The sequence below is a fragment of the Streptomyces sp. NRRL F-5122 genome (assembly GCF_001507435.1).
Taxonomy (GTDB): domain Bacteria; phylum Actinomycetota; class Actinomycetes; order Streptomycetales; family Streptomycetaceae; genus Streptomyces; species Streptomyces lannensis.
The window spans coordinates 1-16,271 of sequence record NZ_LMWH01000250.1 but is presented as its reverse complement, the minus strand read 5'-3'; the positions used below and the strand labels follow the sequence as shown (position 1 = coordinate 16,271).

12 protein-coding genes and 1 pseudogene are annotated in these 16,271 nt (G+C 70.4%); 2 read left to right on the top strand and 11 right to left on the bottom strand.

Annotated elements, in window-relative coordinates:
- Positions 1-87: 87 nt before the first annotated feature.
- From ADL25_RS30985 to ADL25_RS30940, 11 genes are all read right to left on the bottom strand, one after another.
- Complete coding sequence (locus ADL25_RS30985; protein ID WP_147318080.1) at positions 88-963, bottom strand: NADase-type glycan-binding domain-containing protein; 876 nt, start codon at positions 961-963, stop codon at positions 88-90.
- 422 nt (positions 964-1,385) lie between these two features.
- Positions 1,386-1,934, bottom strand: a complete 549-nt coding sequence (locus ADL25_RS30980; protein WP_234381105.1) for a phage tail protein — start codon at positions 1,932-1,934, stop codon at positions 1,386-1,388.
- Complete coding sequence (locus ADL25_RS30975; protein WP_059131194.1) at positions 1,934-3,886, bottom strand: putative baseplate assembly protein; 1,953 nt, start codon at positions 3,884-3,886, stop codon at positions 1,934-1,936. The genes ADL25_RS30980 and ADL25_RS30975 overlap by 1 nt, the downstream gene beginning before the upstream one ends.
- Before the next feature lie 5 nt (positions 3,887-3,891).
- Entirely contained in the window at positions 3,892-4,299 is a 408-nt protein-coding gene (locus ADL25_RS30970; RefSeq protein ID WP_059131193.1) for a GPW/gp25 family protein, read from the bottom strand.
- A complete protein-coding gene (locus tag ADL25_RS30965) occupies positions 4,299-6,152 on the bottom strand; it encodes a VgrG-related protein (RefSeq protein WP_059131192.1) in 1,854 nt (617 codons plus the stop codon). Before ADL25_RS30965 ends, ADL25_RS30970 begins: the two co-directional genes overlap by 1 nt.
- 37 nt (positions 6,153-6,189) lie before the next feature.
- Positions 6,190-6,927: a LysM peptidoglycan-binding domain-containing protein gene (locus ADL25_RS30960; RefSeq protein ID WP_059131191.1), complete on the bottom strand. Its 738-nt coding sequence runs from the start codon at positions 6,925-6,927 to the stop codon at positions 6,190-6,192.
- Positions 6,927-7,364: a phage tail protein gene (locus tag ADL25_RS30955; RefSeq protein WP_059131190.1), complete on the bottom strand. Its 438-nt coding sequence runs from the start codon at positions 7,362-7,364 to the stop codon at positions 6,927-6,929. Before ADL25_RS30955 ends, ADL25_RS30960 begins: the two co-directional genes overlap by 1 nt.
- A gap of 49 nt (positions 7,365-7,413) precedes the next feature.
- Entirely contained in the window at positions 7,414-7,650 is a 237-nt protein-coding gene (locus ADL25_RS49240) for a hypothetical protein (protein ID WP_147318079.1), read from the bottom strand.
- Positions 7,651-11,012: 3,362 nt separating this feature from the next.
- A complete protein-coding gene (locus ADL25_RS30950) occupies positions 11,013-11,477 on the bottom strand; it encodes a hypothetical protein (protein ID WP_059131227.1) in 465 nt (154 codons plus the stop codon).
- Positions 11,477-11,920: a phage tail protein gene (locus ADL25_RS30945; RefSeq protein WP_059131189.1), complete on the bottom strand. Its 444-nt coding sequence runs from the start codon at positions 11,918-11,920 to the stop codon at positions 11,477-11,479. The genes ADL25_RS30950 and ADL25_RS30945 overlap by 1 nt, the downstream gene beginning before the upstream one ends.
- Positions 11,921-12,034: 114 nt before the next feature.
- Complete coding sequence (locus tag ADL25_RS30940; RefSeq protein ID WP_059131188.1) at positions 12,035-13,579, bottom strand: phage tail sheath family protein; 1,545 nt, start codon at positions 13,577-13,579, stop codon at positions 12,035-12,037.
- Positions 13,580-13,845: 266 nt separating this feature from the next.
- Between ADL25_RS30940 and ADL25_RS30935 the strand changes: the two genes are divergently transcribed.
- Entirely contained in the window at positions 13,846-15,273 is a 1,428-nt protein-coding gene (locus tag ADL25_RS30935; RefSeq protein ID WP_059131187.1) for a hypothetical protein, read from the top strand.
- 533 nt (positions 15,274-15,806) lie between these two features.
- Positions 15,807-16,271: pseudogene (locus ADL25_RS30930) on the top strand (GNAT family N-acetyltransferase); the annotation flags it as partial.

Here is a 16,271-nt window from a genome sequence, read left to right as displayed (position 1 = left end):
GCATCGGCGCCGCTGGAGACCGCTGCCGCCTCTGCCGCGCCCCGCCCTGCGCGACCGTGGCCGGTTCACGCAGGGCGGGGCGTGGCACTACGACCGCCCGAACATCTCCACCTCCGCGATCGCCACCTGCTTGTTCTGCGACGTGCCGTAGGCACTGCGCACGATCATGTCGACCTGGACGACGTCATCCATGTGCGCGTCCACGACCTGTACACCGCCGTCGGCCAGCGCGTAGTGCATCAGTGCCGTGCGCCCCCGGGCGTCCGTGAGGAGTACGTCGAGGCGCTCGGGGCGAGCCTGGGAACGGTCCTCGACGCGGCGCGAGACACCAGGAGTGATGATCATCTTTTCCAGCTTGACCGGCCGCCCGTAGTTCGCCTGAAGGTACTGGCCCGCTGAGTCGCCGGAGTACCCGGTCCCCCACCAACTGTTGCTGACCCCGTCGAAGGCGGCTTGCGCAGGGTGCGCGGCGTCGGCGTTCGAGGCGCTCACCGCGGCCGGTGGCAGCGGGGACGGATCACTGAAGTGGTCGTTGACCGTGCGGATCACCAGGGGGGTCAGCAATGCCGCACCGATCACCGCGCAGACGATCCCGGCGATGATCAGTACGCGCTTCCACGGGATCCGGGGGCGCCAGCCCGCGAGGCGCTGCCGTCGCAGTCGCGGGTCCTGGACCCTTTGGTTGGCCCTGCCGTCGAGCGGTGTGCCGTCGTTTCGGCAGAATGCGCGATCCAACCGGTTCTCCACCCCGCACCGGGGACAGGTTATGCCACTCTCCTCGTCCGCTTGCAGGGCCCGCACGGTCGGCCGCGCGGGAACGGGGCGTCCCGGCAGCACGGCGGGCACCCCTGCTTCCGCCCCCTCCGCGTCCGGTACGGGCACCAGCAGAGCCCGGGCCCGCTGCCGGCCACCATCGCCGTTGTCGCCGTCGGGTCGTGCGCGCTCGGGATCTGCCACGGTCACGGGTTCACCGCCACCGCTTTCCCCCTCTTTCTGATCCGGCTCGGAGCCCGCCTCCGACTGGGGACCGGCCAGGGAGCCGCTCCGTCGCCCCGGAAGGCCCTCCTCGCCGCCCGTGACTTCTCCGGATGCCATCGGCGACTTCCCACCCTCCCCGGACGTACTCTCGCCGGCGGAGGACGACGGGGACGGCGCCACACCTGATTGGGAACCGGCCACCACCGGGTCCGCACCTGAAGCGGCAGACTCTCGGTCGGGCCCCGCCTCCTGAGTTGCCGGTGACGATGCCGAGCCGGAGGCGGGTTGCGGAGTCCTTGGCACGTCCCAGTCGATCAGTGTGCCGCACACGTCGCAGAACGACTCCCCGCCCTCGGGTCCGGGCGTCCCGCACACCGGGCAGAGGCCGTCGGGCGTCGCCTTCTCGCTCATCGGTTGTCAGACCTTTCGCTCAATACCTCAACGGTGAAGGGCATATGTGCGGGGCGGGCCGCGGCGACCAGGGACTCCAGGCGCCGGGCGTCGAACGCCGCCGGATCGGGCACCCGCACGACCACACGCAGCGAGGGCAGGGGGTGACCGGGAAAGGGGCCGCGCGGCCGTGCGGACCACGCCGCGCCACCGCTCTCGGTGATGTCCGGTGTGACCCCGAAAGCCAACCGGACGGCGGCAGCAAGTCCTTGGGCGGTTCCTCGGCGGCGGTGCATCACCACGGCCATGGCGACGGCCTCGCGGCGCGCGGATTCCGAGATCATGTCCTGCAGTTCGGCTCCCACCCAGGCGCCGATCCAGTCGAGGAAGTCGGTGGGTGCGAGCCCGGGCCGGAAGTAGGCGTCCAGGCAGTCAAGCGTGGTGAGGACCGGCCCCTGCATCGTGTCCAGACCGTCCGCGAACACCCCGGCGAACGTGTCCTGCGCGTAGACACCCGGTAGTTGGTGCCGCAGCGGGTGGGGGGATGCCGGAAAGAGGGTGCTCATCATGCTCCTATCACGCGGATCCGGTGGTCGTACGGAAAGAGCAGGGCCGATCCCGCCAGGTCGATACGGTCGGTCGGGTCGCCGCGGCGTCCGGTCAACGGGTCGGCGGGGCACAGCTCGACGTCGTCGACCAGTTCCACTCCGGGGACACGCTGCAGCGCGGCGAAGACGTCCCCCGTCCGCAGGGGACGGCCGAACGGCCATCCCCTGCCTTCCGCTCCACCGGTGAGTGGATCCAGGTAGGTGTAAAGGCAGTCGAGCGCTGCTGCCCGGACCTCCTGTGCCGGCCTGCTGCGGTAGGCGTGCAGGGTCGCGGTGACGGAGACGCCTTGGTAGTAGGGCGGTCCGACCGCCAGGCGGGTGCCCAGCGGCCGCCGCTCGTCCAGATGCCGGGTCACCCGCTCCAGCAGGGCATCACTGGGCACGAGTTGCTCGAAGCGCAGTCTGCCCCCGGCGTCCGGTACGGCGTCCGGCACCACCAGAACCCGGACGGCACCCACCCCGTCCGATTCGGGTTCCGCGGCCACACACACGATCCGAGCGGTCTCGGGCGCCGCCTGCCGGGCAAGCTCCTCGTAATCCCGTGCGGTGACGGCGCGTTCCTGAGCCCGCAGCGCTATCGGCGCCCGGGCCTTGGCCTCCTCGACACTCTCCCCGTCGACTCCGCCACCGGCGGCCTCCCGGTTCTCCACGCGGGCGATGTACGGGATCGAGCTGCGCAGCACCTGCAGCTGAGCCCGGGAGACGTTGCCGCGGCGCCCACCCCCCGTTCGATACCGCGCGGCCCGCACCAAGGCGCCCTTGGCGGGCACGGCACCGTACTGCCGCATGCTCCCGTCCGGTTGCCTCACGGAAGGCCCGAAGGCGACCTCTCCTGTGGTCGCGTCCACCGTCAGGTGCCTGTCGGACGGTCCGGAAGCGGCGAAGTCGGAGACCGCCTCCCACCCTTGCCACCCGTCGCCGTCCGTCACCTCGATCTCGACCAGCGGGTCGTCGGCGATCAGCGGCACCTGCCCGAGCTGCATCCGCTGTCCCGGGGCTCCCGAGGACTCGCCGAGCACCTCGTCGCGGACCTCCACCGCGTGCACGGCCCGGACGGTGCCGCCGATGGTGTAGGCGGAAGCCGCTCGGATGGTGGGGGTGGCGGAGTAGAACGGCTGGTCCTGAGCCGGCTCCAGTACCCGGCACCGCAACCATCCCGCCTCGTGCTGGCCGAGTTGGGACAACGTGTGCCCGGACGGCACGTGCAGCACGACCTCGCCGGCCCGGTTGAGACCACCGGTCGTGTCCTCGTCCACCTCGCAGGGCTCCCACCCGGCGGCAGTACGCGCCTCCCAGGCGAGCGGTGGCTGGCGAGGGTCCACACCCACACCGTCCACCTGGCTGTCCAGGACAAGCACCACCGCGCAATCCGGTACGGCAGCGGACAGGCCGAACAGCAGGACATCGCCCGGCTGGGGCTTCTTGGAGAAGGCGGGCACGTTGCTGTTCCCCAGGACCGCGCTGGTGCGGTCCTGCGGGCTCTGCCTGTTCTCCTGTCGCAGTACGCGTTCCAGGGAGGACGAGGGCACGCGCAGGTCGCGCTCGGTGGTGAACACGATCGCCTCCTGCGTCTCGGTTCGCATGGTGGCGACCTCGGTGCCGGCGGGCAGCAGCACGGGCTCGGGCTGGGCCGCAGACAGCCAGAAGGTGACATCGGCCCGGGCCGCCGAGGGAGGGAAGAGTGTCACCCCCAGCAGGTCCAGGAACGCCAGGTGGTTCTTGTCGGGGACCCGGTTCAGCCGGTACATGAGCTGGTCGCTCATGTAGGCCACGGCCTCGATGAGCGTGATGCCGGGATCGGAGACGTTGTGGTCGGTCCACTCCGGGGCACGCTGCTGGATGTAGCGCTTGGCGTCGTCGACGAACTGCTGGAAGTGCCGGTCGTCGAGATGCGGGGTGGGCAGGGGCATCGGGCTTACACGTCGCCTTCGCTGGACGGGATCACATAAAAAGGAAAGACAAGGCTGCGCGGGTTGCTGGTCCCGCGGATCGCGTACCTGACGTCGATCAGCAGTACGGAGGGGTCGTCGTCGGATGCCGTCACGGCGACCTCGGCCACCTCGATACGGGGCTCCCACCGCTCCAGGCTGGTGCGTACCTCGTAACTGATACGGCCTGCGGTCGCCTCGTTGACCGGTGCGAACACCAGGTCGTGCACGGCGCAGCCGAACTCGGGGCGCATCGGGCGTTCACCGGGCGCCGTGGCGAGCACCAGGCGGATGGCCTCCTCGATCTCCCGTTCACGTCGCACCAGGGCGATGGCGCCGGAAGCGTCCGTGTGCAGTGGAAACGCCCAGCCGGCGCCGACGAATTGTTCGGCCATCAGAAGGGCACCCCGTTGCGAAGTGTGACGCCGGTCAAGGTCACCGTCGCGGCCGTGACGGAGGCGTTCGCCGCCGAGGTCAGGGACACCGCACCGGCCGCCTTGATGCTGGCGACGCCGACCGCGTCGACCGAGACGCCTCCACCGGCCGCCAGGCCGACCTTGCCCGCGGCCTTGAGGTTCAGTGCAGCTCCGGCTGAGATGTTCACCGCTCTCCCGGCCGTCAGGTTCAGGTCCCCGCCCGCCTTGATGTCGACGCCGCGGGCGCCTCGGATGGAGACACTCCCGTCGCTGCTGACGGTGACGCTCGTGCGGTTCTGGTCCAGGTGGACGGTCAGCGACCCGTCCCCGGTCCGCAGTCGTACGCCCTGTGCCCGGCGGGCGTCGTCCAGCAGCTCGACGGCCTGCCCGCTCCGCGAGGCCAGCTTCCTCCAGTTCACGGAGCCGCTGGTCGGGTCCACGGGCGGGCTGCCCTCCTGAATGCGGGGAAGCTTGTCGACGCCGTTGTAGAGTCCGGCCAGGACGTACGGGTGCTCCAATGAACCCCGGTCGAAAGCGGTCAGCACCTCGTCGTTGACCTCCGGCAGGATCAGCCCGCCTCCACGCACGCCACCGAACTGCGCAACCCGGCACCAGTCACTCTCGTAGGAATCCGACAGCCAGGGAAAGCGCAGTTTGACGCGGCCCATGCCCAGCGGGTCCTTGATATTGCTCACGACGGCGATCACCACTCCCGGCATCGTCGGCGCCTGCTGCTGACCCGCGGCCAGGCCGTACAGGGAACGGAACTGACGGCCGCTCACCTGCACCCATGTCGTGTACTGCTCGCCGGAGGCGAAGACGTGCCGGACACCGGTGACCGTGTACTTCCCCTCGAACGGCGCTCCCGCGCCGTTGAGCGCCACGGGGATGCCCGGGCGCAGTTGCGGGTTGCCGTCGACGGCGACCTCGAGCTCCGCGAAGGACGCGGTGACGTCGTCCGCAAGCGCCTGGGCGGCCTGCCGTACCTGGGCCTGGGTGGTGTACGGGACCGCGGTGCCGGTGAGCGAGGCCTGCCCGAAGGGCCGGCTCACCTCGCCCGGTGTGATGTCCGCCAGGATGTCCTTGGTGGTGGTCGCGCGGGCGTCGGCGGACAGCGGTCGCTTCGTCTGCAGATCCCAGCCGCGCACCGAGACCGAGGGCACCTGTCCGGCCGCGGTGACGGCGACCCGGCTGTTGGTGGCGTTGACACCGAACTCCACGACGTAGGGGCTCTGTGCCGCCGGCGTACTGTCGGACGGGGCGCCCGCGGCGGTGCGCAGGGCCGTGAACTGGAGCTGGCCGTCCTCGTCGAAGTACAGATGCACGTTGTTCTCACGGGCCAGCCGTGTCAGGAACTCCCAGTCCGTGAGGTTGGGTTGTGTCGCCAGTTCATAGACCGTCGGGGTCGCGTCCACCGTCCCCACCGTCAGCCCGTTCTGGGTGGCCAGTCGCCGCACGATGTCGGCGGCCGTCATGTTCGGGTAGCCGGCGACCCGGCGGTTGCGGAGCAGTCGATGGCCCGGGTCGTACCCGCGAACGATCAGTGACTTGCCCAGGCCGTCGGCGTCGGCCTCCAGCGCCGTGACCTCGCCGGTGACCAGGGGGCGGCCCGACGTGCCGTCCGTGTACGGCACCAGTTCCGCCTTCGCGCCGACCGTGAGGGACGGCAGCAGGCCCAGCAGGTCGCGCGCGGGATCGCTGAAGACGAGCCGAAAGGCGGCCGGCACGTTCACGCTCGAGTCGATCCAGGCCGAGACCAGCCGCCCGGCCACCGGATCGGGCAGCGGTGCGCCTGCGAGATTCACCTTCAGGACGGTCGTATAGGACTTCATGGATGAGCCTTCACTTCTGAGCCTGTCCGGGCGGTCGTCATGCCGACGCGCCGCCCCGCCGCAGGTCGTCGGCCAGCGGCAGCAGCAGTTCCGTGCCGGGGCGCAGCCGCATGGGGTCATCGATGCCGTTGGCGTCGGCAATGGCGCGCCACTGCGTGGCATTGCCGTACTCGCGCCAGGCCAGGGACGGCAGGGAGTCACCGGCGACCACACGGTGGACGCGCTGGGTCCGCAGGGTGCCGGAGGTCGGGTTCTGCCCCTTCGTCGGTGTCGGGATCTCTTTCAGGGACAGGCGGCAGGTGGCACGCAGGGGCTCACCGGTCGGACTGAACAGGGAGTAGGCGGCGTTGACGCTCTCGACGTACGCCGTGAACTGGACCGTGCTGAATCCGCCCCACGAGAAGCGCACCCAGGGCGGGGAGGGCCGGTTGGTCGGAAGCGTCTGCGGATCCACTTCGCAGCACGAGAGCAGCTTCTCCACCTGCTGGCGCACCCGTGGGCTTCCAGGGGTTGCGGAGGCGTCGAGGAAGACCTCGAGGGACAGCGAGGCGGGCTCTGCTCCTGAGAACTCCTGCTGCGCGCCGCGGTCGAAGCCGACGGCGCGCTGCGCGTACCAGGACGCCGAGCGCGACAGCTCCATCTGATGGGGGTTGAACTGGAACTCGACCTCGCCGATCCGCCCGCCCATGGTGCGGCTGGACCCACTCGGCGGATGGTGGATGGCGAGCCGGGCCCGCACAAGGCTCTTGTTGGCATTACCAGTGGCCGGCGACATCAGGCCCCCTGGGCGTCGGTGAAGCCGTGGTGGGCGATTTCCAGCGTCTCGGTCGCCACTCCGGGGCTCGCCGGGTCCAGATTCGGGCCCTGCCACCGTACGGGCAGCACCTCGACGAGCCCCCACTGCGCGACCACGGAACCGTCCGCCCGCAAGGCGGCTATCTGCCCCGTCGGCCTGGTGATGCCCGTGGCGATTGAGGAGATCCAGGCTGCGGCCTTGCCGGTGTCGGGGGTGAGCGGTCGGGTCAGCCGGATGTTCGGGTACGTGATCCTGGAGGGCAGTTGCCAGACGAACCCGTTGTTGCCCCCTTCCTCTCGCTGTTCCACCTGCACCTCGGATGCAAGCCCCTCGCAGCTGTTGAAGAGACCGAGATCCAGGCCGTCGATGGACAGCCTGAAGAAGACGGTGGAGGCCGGGTCTTGAGGGGTGGGCATGGGCTGGGTCCTTGCGTCGTGGGGTGGTTCTCGGAGGCTGGTGTGCGCGTCAGGGCGTGTCGCGGAGGCGGCCGATGCGCTCGCGGTCACCGCGTAGTTCGGAACGCAGGAGGCGGGACAGGGGCTCGAGAAGGGAGCGGGCGAGTGCGTCCAGCGACTCGGGGGGCAGTGCGTGGAGCACGGGCCCCGAGCCGCCCGGGGCGCCCGCAGCCGTCGAGGCGCCCGGGCCGGGGGCCGAAAGGCTGCGCTGAGCGGAGGATGCCTGCCCCTGCCCTTGACGCTGCACGGTAAGGGAACGGTCCGATGGCGCTGGAGGCAGCGGTCCCGGCGTCTGCGCGGTCCCGGGCGCGACCGGGAGCGCGCTCGAGGTGGCTCGTCCCGCGGACGGGGCGATCGGCGTTGCTGCCCGCGATGGTTGGCCGGCCCGTTGGACGGTGGCAGGAGCGGAGGGGGCCGCTACTGAACGGGGCGTGCGGGAGGGGGTGGCGGGGGCCGGTGACGGTCGATGCGGCGCGCGGTCCTGCCGAGAAGTTGCGGGAGTGCGCACCGGCGCCAGCTGTCCGCGGTACGGCAACGGGGGCGCGGCAGCGGTTGTGCCTGCGCTGGTCGTCGTCGGAGCGGGCGGCAGCGGGCCGCGCGCCGGAGCAAGGGCGTTGGCGCGGGAGCGCTCCGGTGTCGCGGGGCCACCGAGGCCCACGGCAGGTGCAGGGCGCGGCGCCTGGCCGCGAAATGGCTGGACGACCAGCGGTGGAGAGGATGTGGCGACGCGCTCGGACGCCACGGTGACCGTACGCGGACGGACCAGCGGCAGGGGAACCGGGTGTACCGGGCGCCCGACAGTCGGGTCCATACCCCGGCTTTGGCCCTGCCCGAGGCGGAGACCCGCAGCGCCGGACAAACCCGGGCCGACCGCGTTCTCCGGCGCGGCAGTCGACCGCGAGATCGCCTGCGGGCTCGGTGTCCCGGCGTGGGAGCGCTGCACCGGGACGGTGAGCACTCGTGGCATGGCCGCGGCTGCGACAGGACGGAGGGTCTGCGGTGTGGGCCGCCCGGCGCGATGCAGCGGGCCGCGCCTCTGCACGGAGGCGAGGGATGCGGTGGGTTGTGCGGGCGAGGTTCGCCCGGAGGCTGCGGCGGGACTCCCCTGTACATGACCCGTGGTGGGTGCCGCAGAGGAGGAAGCCGTGGTGCGAGCGACCGCAGGTGAGGTGGTCGTGCGGCCCGCGCCGGGGTCACCCGAAGCGGCGGGCAGCACGTGGCTGCCGCTGCCTGACGCCTCCGGGCCGACGCGTTCGGTGCGACCGGGCTGAGGCGGCCCTGCGGCGGCTACGCCCGGTGCGGCGCCGGGGGCCGGGGACCGGTCCGCCGACATCGCCTCGGCGGAGGTACTGCGCTCCAGGCGCGTACCGAACGACTCGCTGCTCGGCGCGAGGGCGCGGGCCTCCCCCGGCATGGCGGAAGCGGAGGCATCCTCCCGCCCCGGCACAGCGACGTGGTTCCGTCCGAACTCCCTCGCGCCGGAGGGCAGTCGGCGCTGAATGACGGCGCCTTGCTCCCGATCGTGCGCGGTCCGCTCGGCAGGCGTGAGCGCCGACTCCACCGTATGCGGCGATGCCGGGCGTAGGGCCTGTGCCGCACCGGGGCCGGCAGGAGCCGGGTGAGACGGCTTGGCGTGCGGTGTCTCCGACGATGTTGTTGCGGGAGCCGTGGCTCGTGTGTCCGCCGCCGGTCTCCTGACCGTCCGGTTCGCCGAAGCCGGCGTCGACGCGTGGAGGGGGGCAGCCGGTTTGTCAGTGGGCGCCGGCAGGACAGGCGCCGCTACGGAGAGCTCCGCGCCTGTCGTCCGGGCCGGACGGGGGATGGTGGCCGGCTCATCCGGGAGGTGCAACGCAGAACGTTGAACCGTCGGCCCGGACGCGGACGCGGGGACAACAGGATCCGCGTCCTGGCCATCCGGCCGCGCGGAGGCACCGGAGGTTGAGGGCCGCGACCGCAGCGGCGCACCGAGGCCGAGGTGATGCGCCCCTCCGGGCGTCACGGACCGGGGGGTCTGCCCAACCTGGGTGCCCGGTGCGGGCGTTCGCTGCACAGGGCCTGCGGACTGAGCCGGGGTTACTTCCTGCTGCTGCCGAAGCGGGGCGCCGAGACCGAGGCCGGACTGTGGGGAACCGGCCCCACGAGTAGGGGTGTTCAACGTACTTGGGGCCGCGCCTGGTGCCGTCGGATGCGCAACGGTGGCCCGCCGGCCTGGGACCGAGGGCTTGCTTGGCATGCGTGCGTCCCCGTTCGCCGAGCGCTGCGCCGCGGTGTGGGGTAGGACCGTCTGTGCCGTCATCGGTGCAACGGCGTCGCTGCCGGTGGCCTGCGTGTGCACCGGCTGTGTGGTCGGGGGAAGTTCGCCTGCTCCGGCATCCTCGTCGCCTGCGTCTCGGCTGCCACGGCTGCGGGCCGGCAAATCCGTGTGCGCGGTCGGCGCTGCGTGCACGGTCGGCGGCGCCTGCTCGGTGTGCGTGGTGAGCGCGGTCTGCACGGCGTGCCCGGTCCGGGTTTCCGGGACGTCGCCCTGCGACGCCCTTCGCTGCACAACGGCAGAAGCCGGAGCGTGCGGGACGCGAGCCACGTCGCGCCCAGGCGGCGTCACAGGGGGTGTGGACACGGGAGTGTCAGTCACGGGCGCGGACGGGACGGGACGTTCCGGGGATGCGGATGGGTCGGCTGCCGACGTGGACCCGACGGTGCCCCTGGTCCGGGGAGGTGATGGCTCAAGGACTGCATGAGCTGGATCTGTGGGCACCGGACCGACGCGCGGGGAACGGTCCTCCGCCCCGGCGACCACGGCCGTCAGCCGTCGGCCGGCGGGGACCGGCGGGGCCGAGAGGAACGGAGATCGTGCGGAACGTACGGCCGTCGCCCGTGTCACGCGCTGTACCGACCCCTTGCGCGGCTCGGACACGCCCTGGGCCGGAACCGCCCGGGTGTGCGAAGGAGGGGCCGAAGTGCCCGTCGATGGAGTCGGCCGTGGCACCGTGGGCCCCGGCAGCGCAACCTCCACGGGTGCGGGACTGCCGACAGCGCCGCCCGCCGGAAAGCCCGATCCTCCGTCGCCTGTCCGTACGCCCGGTCGCGCAGCCGTAGGTGCAGTTGTCTCCGTCCGCCGCCAGGCGCTGTGGGTGCGGTCGTCAGGCACGTGCATGCTCTGGTCCAGAACCGGCATCCCCCTCCCCGGCGCAGGTTCTCCCCCGGTCAAGGCGGGGTTCCCGTGGGTCGCGAGATGCGCCGCGAGGTCGTGCGACACCACGACGGGAGACACGCCGTCGAGTACTCGTTGGACCGGCGCAGCCGACTGCCACTGACCGCCGGTTGCCCGCTGTAGGTTCGGCCGGTCGGCCGGACGTACAGCGGGCGTCTCCGGAAGACGGCTGTCGTGAGCCTCGGTGCCCGGCACGGTTGCGAACACCCGGCCCCAGATCCCTGCCAGGAAACCGCTCAACTCAACTCACTCCTCCGCGCGGCTCACCAATGCTGCGGTCCGCTTCACATAGAGACGGCGATCCGCGTGCTCCAGGTCCAACAACTCCTCGAACCCCCAATGCAGATGGAAGGCGAGGTACGCGACCTCGTCGTGCAGACGGTCGATCGCGTACGTCGCTATTCCCCCAGGCGGCTCCAGGCCAGGTCCACTTCGAAGGACTCGGTGCAATGGGGGCAGGACACCGCCGCCCGGGTATGCCCCTCCGCATTGATCTGGCGGTAGAAATCCTGCAGAAAGGCCAGATCCGAGGCGAACATGTTCTCCACGATCCCGTCGTGCACGGACGGGAGCGTGCCGAGGCGGGTGATGACCCTGCCGAGCAGGACGACCGAGAGATACGCCGGGTTCTCCTGGACGCGCACATCCCGGAGAGGGACCAGTTCATCGCGTGCCGTGGAAAGCCGCATCGTTCCCGATCGGTGGACGGCACCCGATTCGTCGACGTATCCACGGGGAAGTTCGAACGCGAACTCCGTCCGAAGGGGCGCCGGGGCCGAGGCGGGCGGTGACGGCTTGACCGGCTCGGGATCCGGCGCTGCCGTTGCCGACTCGGCCCCCGCACGAGCGGCGGTGCGCCTGATCACTCGATGACCAGCTCTTCGAAGGTGATGGTCACCTGCTCGGTCAGCGCCGACGTGTCGCCGGCCTTGACTCCGCTGGTCTCCACCTTGCTGCACCAGGCGTTGCGCATGTTGTACCGCTTCACCGGGTTGTTCTGGTAGTCCATCATCATGATGGTGGCGTTCTTGCGGGCGGCGCCCATGTTCCCGGCTATGGAATCGTTGATCCATGTGGTGAACGCGCTGGACTCGGTCATCCCTCGGGTGACCGTGCATTCACCGGCCTTGCGCACACCGGGCATCTTCTTGATGACGGGCTTTCCGTCCGCCGAGACCTGCTGGTACTCGATGACGTCCTGTTCGACGGAGAGGCCGCTGACCTCCTGGAGGTACTCGACCATCACACCGTCGATCTGCAGGCCGAAATTGTGTGAGGCGAGCGCATCACCAGGCTGGAGAGACATGATCGTTCGTTTCTCTTTCTGGAATCAACCGAACAAATGGAAAATGATCCGTGCCTGTGCACTATGTGTGCGCCGGCCTGGCAATCGAGGCCGGCACACACGGCACCGGAGGTGCTACTCGGCGAGTTCGCCGGTCCCGTCGGAGAACTGCGCCAGGCGGAAGACGACGAACTCGGCGGGCTTGACGGGAGCGATGCCGACCTCGCACACCACGCGGCCGGCCTCAACCGACTCCGGCGAGTTCGTCTCGGCGTCGCACTTGACGTAGAACGCCTCCTCGGGGCGGGAGCCGAAGAGCGCCCCCGCACGCCACTCGTTCACGAGGAACGCCGAGACGTTGCGCCGGATCCGCGCCCACAGGGCCTCGTCGTTGGGCTCGAACACCACCCACTGCGTGCCGGCGAGGATCGACTCCTCCAGGTAGTTGAAGTACCGGCGCACGTTCAGGTAGCGCCAGGCCGGGTCCGAGGCGGCCGTACGCGCCCCCCACACCCGGATGCCCCGGCCGGGGAAGGCGCGGATGCAGTTGACGCCGATGGGGTTGAGCAGGTCCTGTTCCCCACGGGTGATCTGCAGGCCCAGGTCGACGGCACCGCGGACGATCTCGTTCGCGGGCGCCTTGTGCACCCCGCGCTCGAAGTCGTTGCGGGACCAGATGCCCGCCATGTGACCGCTGGGCGGGACCAGGCGCTGCCGGCCACTGGAGGGGTCGAGGACCTTGACCCAGGGGTAGTACAGGGCGGCGTGCGAGGAGTCGTAGCCCGCGGTGTCCTGACGCCAGTCCCGGATCTGCTTGGCGTTCATGCCGGGCGGCGGGTCCAGGATCGCCATGCGGTCACCCATCAGTTCGCAGTGGGCGATCATGCCGAGCTGCACGGCCTTCACCGCGTCCATATCAAGGGCGCCGCGCTCGTAGGCGACCATCAGATCCGGGACCGCGACCATGGTGACCGCGTCCAGCGCCTCCAGTCCGCCGAAGCCCGTACGGTCGGCGGCGTCGCCGAGGAAGTGGCCGCTGGTGAGGCTCTCCTGCGAGGGCACCGGCAGCGAGGACGGTGCGGCCTCCAGGGCGACCGTCCCGTTGTCGGGACGGGCGATCTGCGCCGCCGAGGCCGTCTCCTCCACGGCGATCAGCTTGGACCGCTGCTTGATCTGCGTGACGACGTAGTTCCGGTTGCCCTTCTTCGAGGAGACGTCGAAGGTTTCCAGCACCTTGTCGCCGTCCTTGACGGTGAGGGTGAACCGGTCATCCGGTCCCTCACCGGCCGGAGCCGACACCTCCACCACAGGCGCACCCCCCAGGTTCGCCCCCTCGAGAGCCGTCACGCGGAAGGCGCCGAGGGGCGCCTGTCGCTGCGTCGCGGCAAGCGCGGGTCGCTCGCCTGTGTCGGAGGCCCCACCGCCGACCCGCACGACATACGCGGTCGTACCGCCGTTGTTGAAGTATCCGTACACCGCATGCGCCAGGGCGTAGTCCTCGGTGAAGTCCCCGAAGGTCGACGTGTACTGCGACCAGTTGGTGACCAGGACGGCCTCGTTCAGCGGCCCCGACGGCGCAAGGCCCACGAAGGCGGCCACCGAGGTGCCAACTCCCTCGATGGGACGCGATCCACTGGCCACCTCCTCGACGTAGACGCCAGGGGAGAGGTACGTGGGCATAGCGGCTTCTCCTTGTACGACAGCTTCACATGATCGAGCTGTCCCCACCCTGACGTGGGCAGGCCTTCCCCGAAACGGCCGATCGACAGGCCGTTGGGGCAAAGCGTCGGGCCCATGTGGTCATGCGTGCCGACCGTCCCCCCGTGCGTCCCCACTTGTACAGGCCGCTCCATGGCCCGGTCATGACCATACGGTCCCCCGTACGGCCATCGGACCCTGCCCGGATGCCTCTGGCCCACCTCATGGTGCTTCTCAAAGGTTGTCATGTGACCACCTTCACCTCCCTGGAACCGACCTCCGTCGCGGTCGATCCCGGTTCGAGCGAAACCACCACCGTGCGACTCCGCAACGACAGCGACACCGTCGAGGAGTATCGGCTCTCGGTCGTCGGTGACCCTGCCGCATGGGCGCGCATCGCTCCCGACACCTTGCGGCTCTACCCCGGTGACGAGGGCTCGGCGTCGGTGGTCTTCTCCCCACCTCGTGCGCCGGAAACGACCGCAGGAAGCCTGCCGTTCGGCATCCTGGTCCAACCGCAGCAGAATCCCGAACTGTCGAACGTGGGCGAGGGAGTCGTCACCGTCTCCCCGTTCGCGGAGATGCGCGCGGACCTGGTTCCCGTGACGGTGCGCGGGCGGCTGTCGACGCGGTCACGCGTGGCCGTGGACAACCTCGGCAACGCACCGCTGCCCGTCGGAATCTCGGGGCAGGACGACGAGGACGTGCTGGCCTTCCGCCCCTCTCCGGAGACCATGGAGGTCGCGCAGGGCCGCACCCGTCTCGCCAGGGTGAGGATCCGGCCCGGTGGGGTGAAGTTTCTCGGCCAGCCCGAGCGATATCCGTTCACGCTGACGCTCACCCCGGCGCGGGATCGTCTGCCCGGGCAGACGGGGGCGCTCCCGCCCGCGCAGTTGCGCGGCACATTCATCCGGCTGCCGCTCTTCCCGAAGTGGCTGCTGGTCACGCTGGGACTGCTGGCGGCGGGCGCTGCCGCGTTCGCGGCGCTCTGGTTCGTCCCACGGCCGGCCCTGGTGTCGAACGCGGTAGCCCAGCAGCTGCCGCCGGCTGCACCGGTGAACGCTCTGCCACCGCCCCCTCAGACCCCACCGCCGATCCCCAGTCCCCCGCCCGCCGCCCCCGCACCGTCGCCTTCCCCGTCACAGCCGGCCCCACAGGAAGCGCCCTCGCAGAACAGCACGCAGGACCAGACGGGCACGGACTCGAACACGGCCGACAACGCCATCGTCACCATCCGCAGCACCCAGAACGGACAGGTCCTTGCCCTTCCCGACGGCCGCACGGACGACGCAACTCCCGTGATCCTCGCGGACGACGACAAGGTTCAAGGGCAGCAGCAGAACAGGTTCTGGGCCCGTATCCCCTTCTCGGACGGCACGGAGGCGCTCGCGCCCAGCGATACGCTCGGCAGCGTTCTCGACCAGTTCGACGGTGAGGCGCCGGTCCGGCTCAGGACCATCCCCGGCGGTGAAGCAGCCGTACGAGCGGGTCAGGCGGGTCTTCTCCAACGTTGGCGTCTGCAGCCCGTGTCCCAGGACATCGTGACGATCGTCAACGCCCAGACAGGCGGCTGTCTCACCAACATGGGCAAGGACGTGCAGGTGCAGGTCCGGCCCTGTGACGCGGCGTTCGCCGCCATCCAGCGATGGCAACTCGTACAGCCCGTCACCCGCTGAGCTTCGTTCCCACAATGAGCGGCGTGGACCCGGTACCGTGCATGCTCCCCCCAGGTCCGGTGTCCCGCCACGCGGCCTCCTGCACCCCTCGGTGCAGGAGGCCGCCCATCGTCGCGGTGCCGTGCGCGAGCACACAGGCACTGACCCCGCGGCATCCGGCACGCCCGGACAGGTATCAGGCAACGGCTCATCCGGCGGTCGCCGGGCGCTGACGGCGCCCGCCGCATCAGTGGCCATCGACCGGACAGGCACATCCGACCACCTCCTACGACCGGTCCGGCCGCCACATCGCGCCCCCCTTCGAGGCCACATGGCACCGGCGTTCTATCCGAGCCTCTGCCCGATATGATCGGTTGGAGCAGGTCGCCGCAGCGACGCCGCGCCCCGCACTCCTTTACATTCCACGCGGAGGCGGTGCCGCCCTGCGTACTCTGCCTGCCTCCGGGACCATGTCCCACCCTGCAACGACGCAACCTGGGCGGGCTTCTCCTTCACATCGCCCGACGATCCCAGCACCTCCCGGAGACGACACCATGACACCGCTCCACGACCCCCTCAGACCGATCGTCGTCGCCTACACGGCCGTCTGCGGCCATCTGGCAACCGCGACGAACGGACGGTTCCACAGAGACCCGGACGGCACCGTGCTGGCTGTGTCGGGGGCCCCGGTCGCCACCCTGAACGCCGTACTCAGCCCCAACCTGGAACCCAGCCCCGAGGTCGTCGAGGCGTTGGCCGGTGAGGTGAGTGGGACCGGTTTGCCATGGAGTATCCAGGTTCGTGGCCGTGTCGGGAAGGCCGTCACGGACGTGGCAGCACGGTTTGGGCTGACCGCGGTCACCACGTCGCCGCTCATGATCAGGCGGCCCGGTGCGGGGATGCCGCCGGCGCCCGCCGGGTCCTTGCGCATACGGCCGGTGGAGGGTGAGGAGCTGGGGCTGTACGCCCGGACCATGGCGGAGGGCTTCGGCGTTCCCCATGAGGTGTTCGCGATGTTC

Excerpts from the sequence above, each read along its gene's own strand:
- ADL25_RS30960 (WP_059131191.1), bottom strand. The coding sequence starts at position 6,927 with ATGTCGCCGGCCACTGGTAATGCCAACAAGAGCCTTGTGCGGGCCCGG.
- ADL25_RS30955 (WP_059131190.1), bottom strand. The coding sequence starts at position 7,364 with ATGCCCACCCCTCAAGACCCGGCCTCCACCGTCTTCTTCAGGCTGTCC.
- ADL25_RS30980 (WP_234381105.1), bottom strand. The coding sequence starts at position 1,934 with ATGAGCACCCTCTTTCCGGCATCCCCCCACCCGCTGCGGCACCAACTA.
- ADL25_RS30975 (WP_059131194.1), bottom strand. The coding sequence starts at position 3,886 with ATGCCCCTGCCCACCCCGCATCTCGACGACCGGCACTTCCAGCAGTTC.
- ADL25_RS30945 (WP_059131189.1), bottom strand. The coding sequence starts at position 11,920 with ATGTCTCTCCAGCCTGGTGATGCGCTCGCCTCACACAATTTCGGCCTG.
- ADL25_RS30965 (WP_059131192.1), bottom strand. The coding sequence starts at position 6,152 with ATGAAGTCCTATACGACCGTCCTGAAGGTGAATCTCGCAGGCGCACCG.
- ADL25_RS30940 (WP_059131188.1), bottom strand. The coding sequence starts at position 13,579 with ATGCCCACGTACCTCTCCCCTGGCGTCTACGTCGAGGAGGTGGCCAGT.
- ADL25_RS30970 (WP_059131193.1), bottom strand. The coding sequence starts at position 4,299 with ATGGCCGAACAATTCGTCGGCGCCGGCTGGGCGTTTCCACTGCACACG.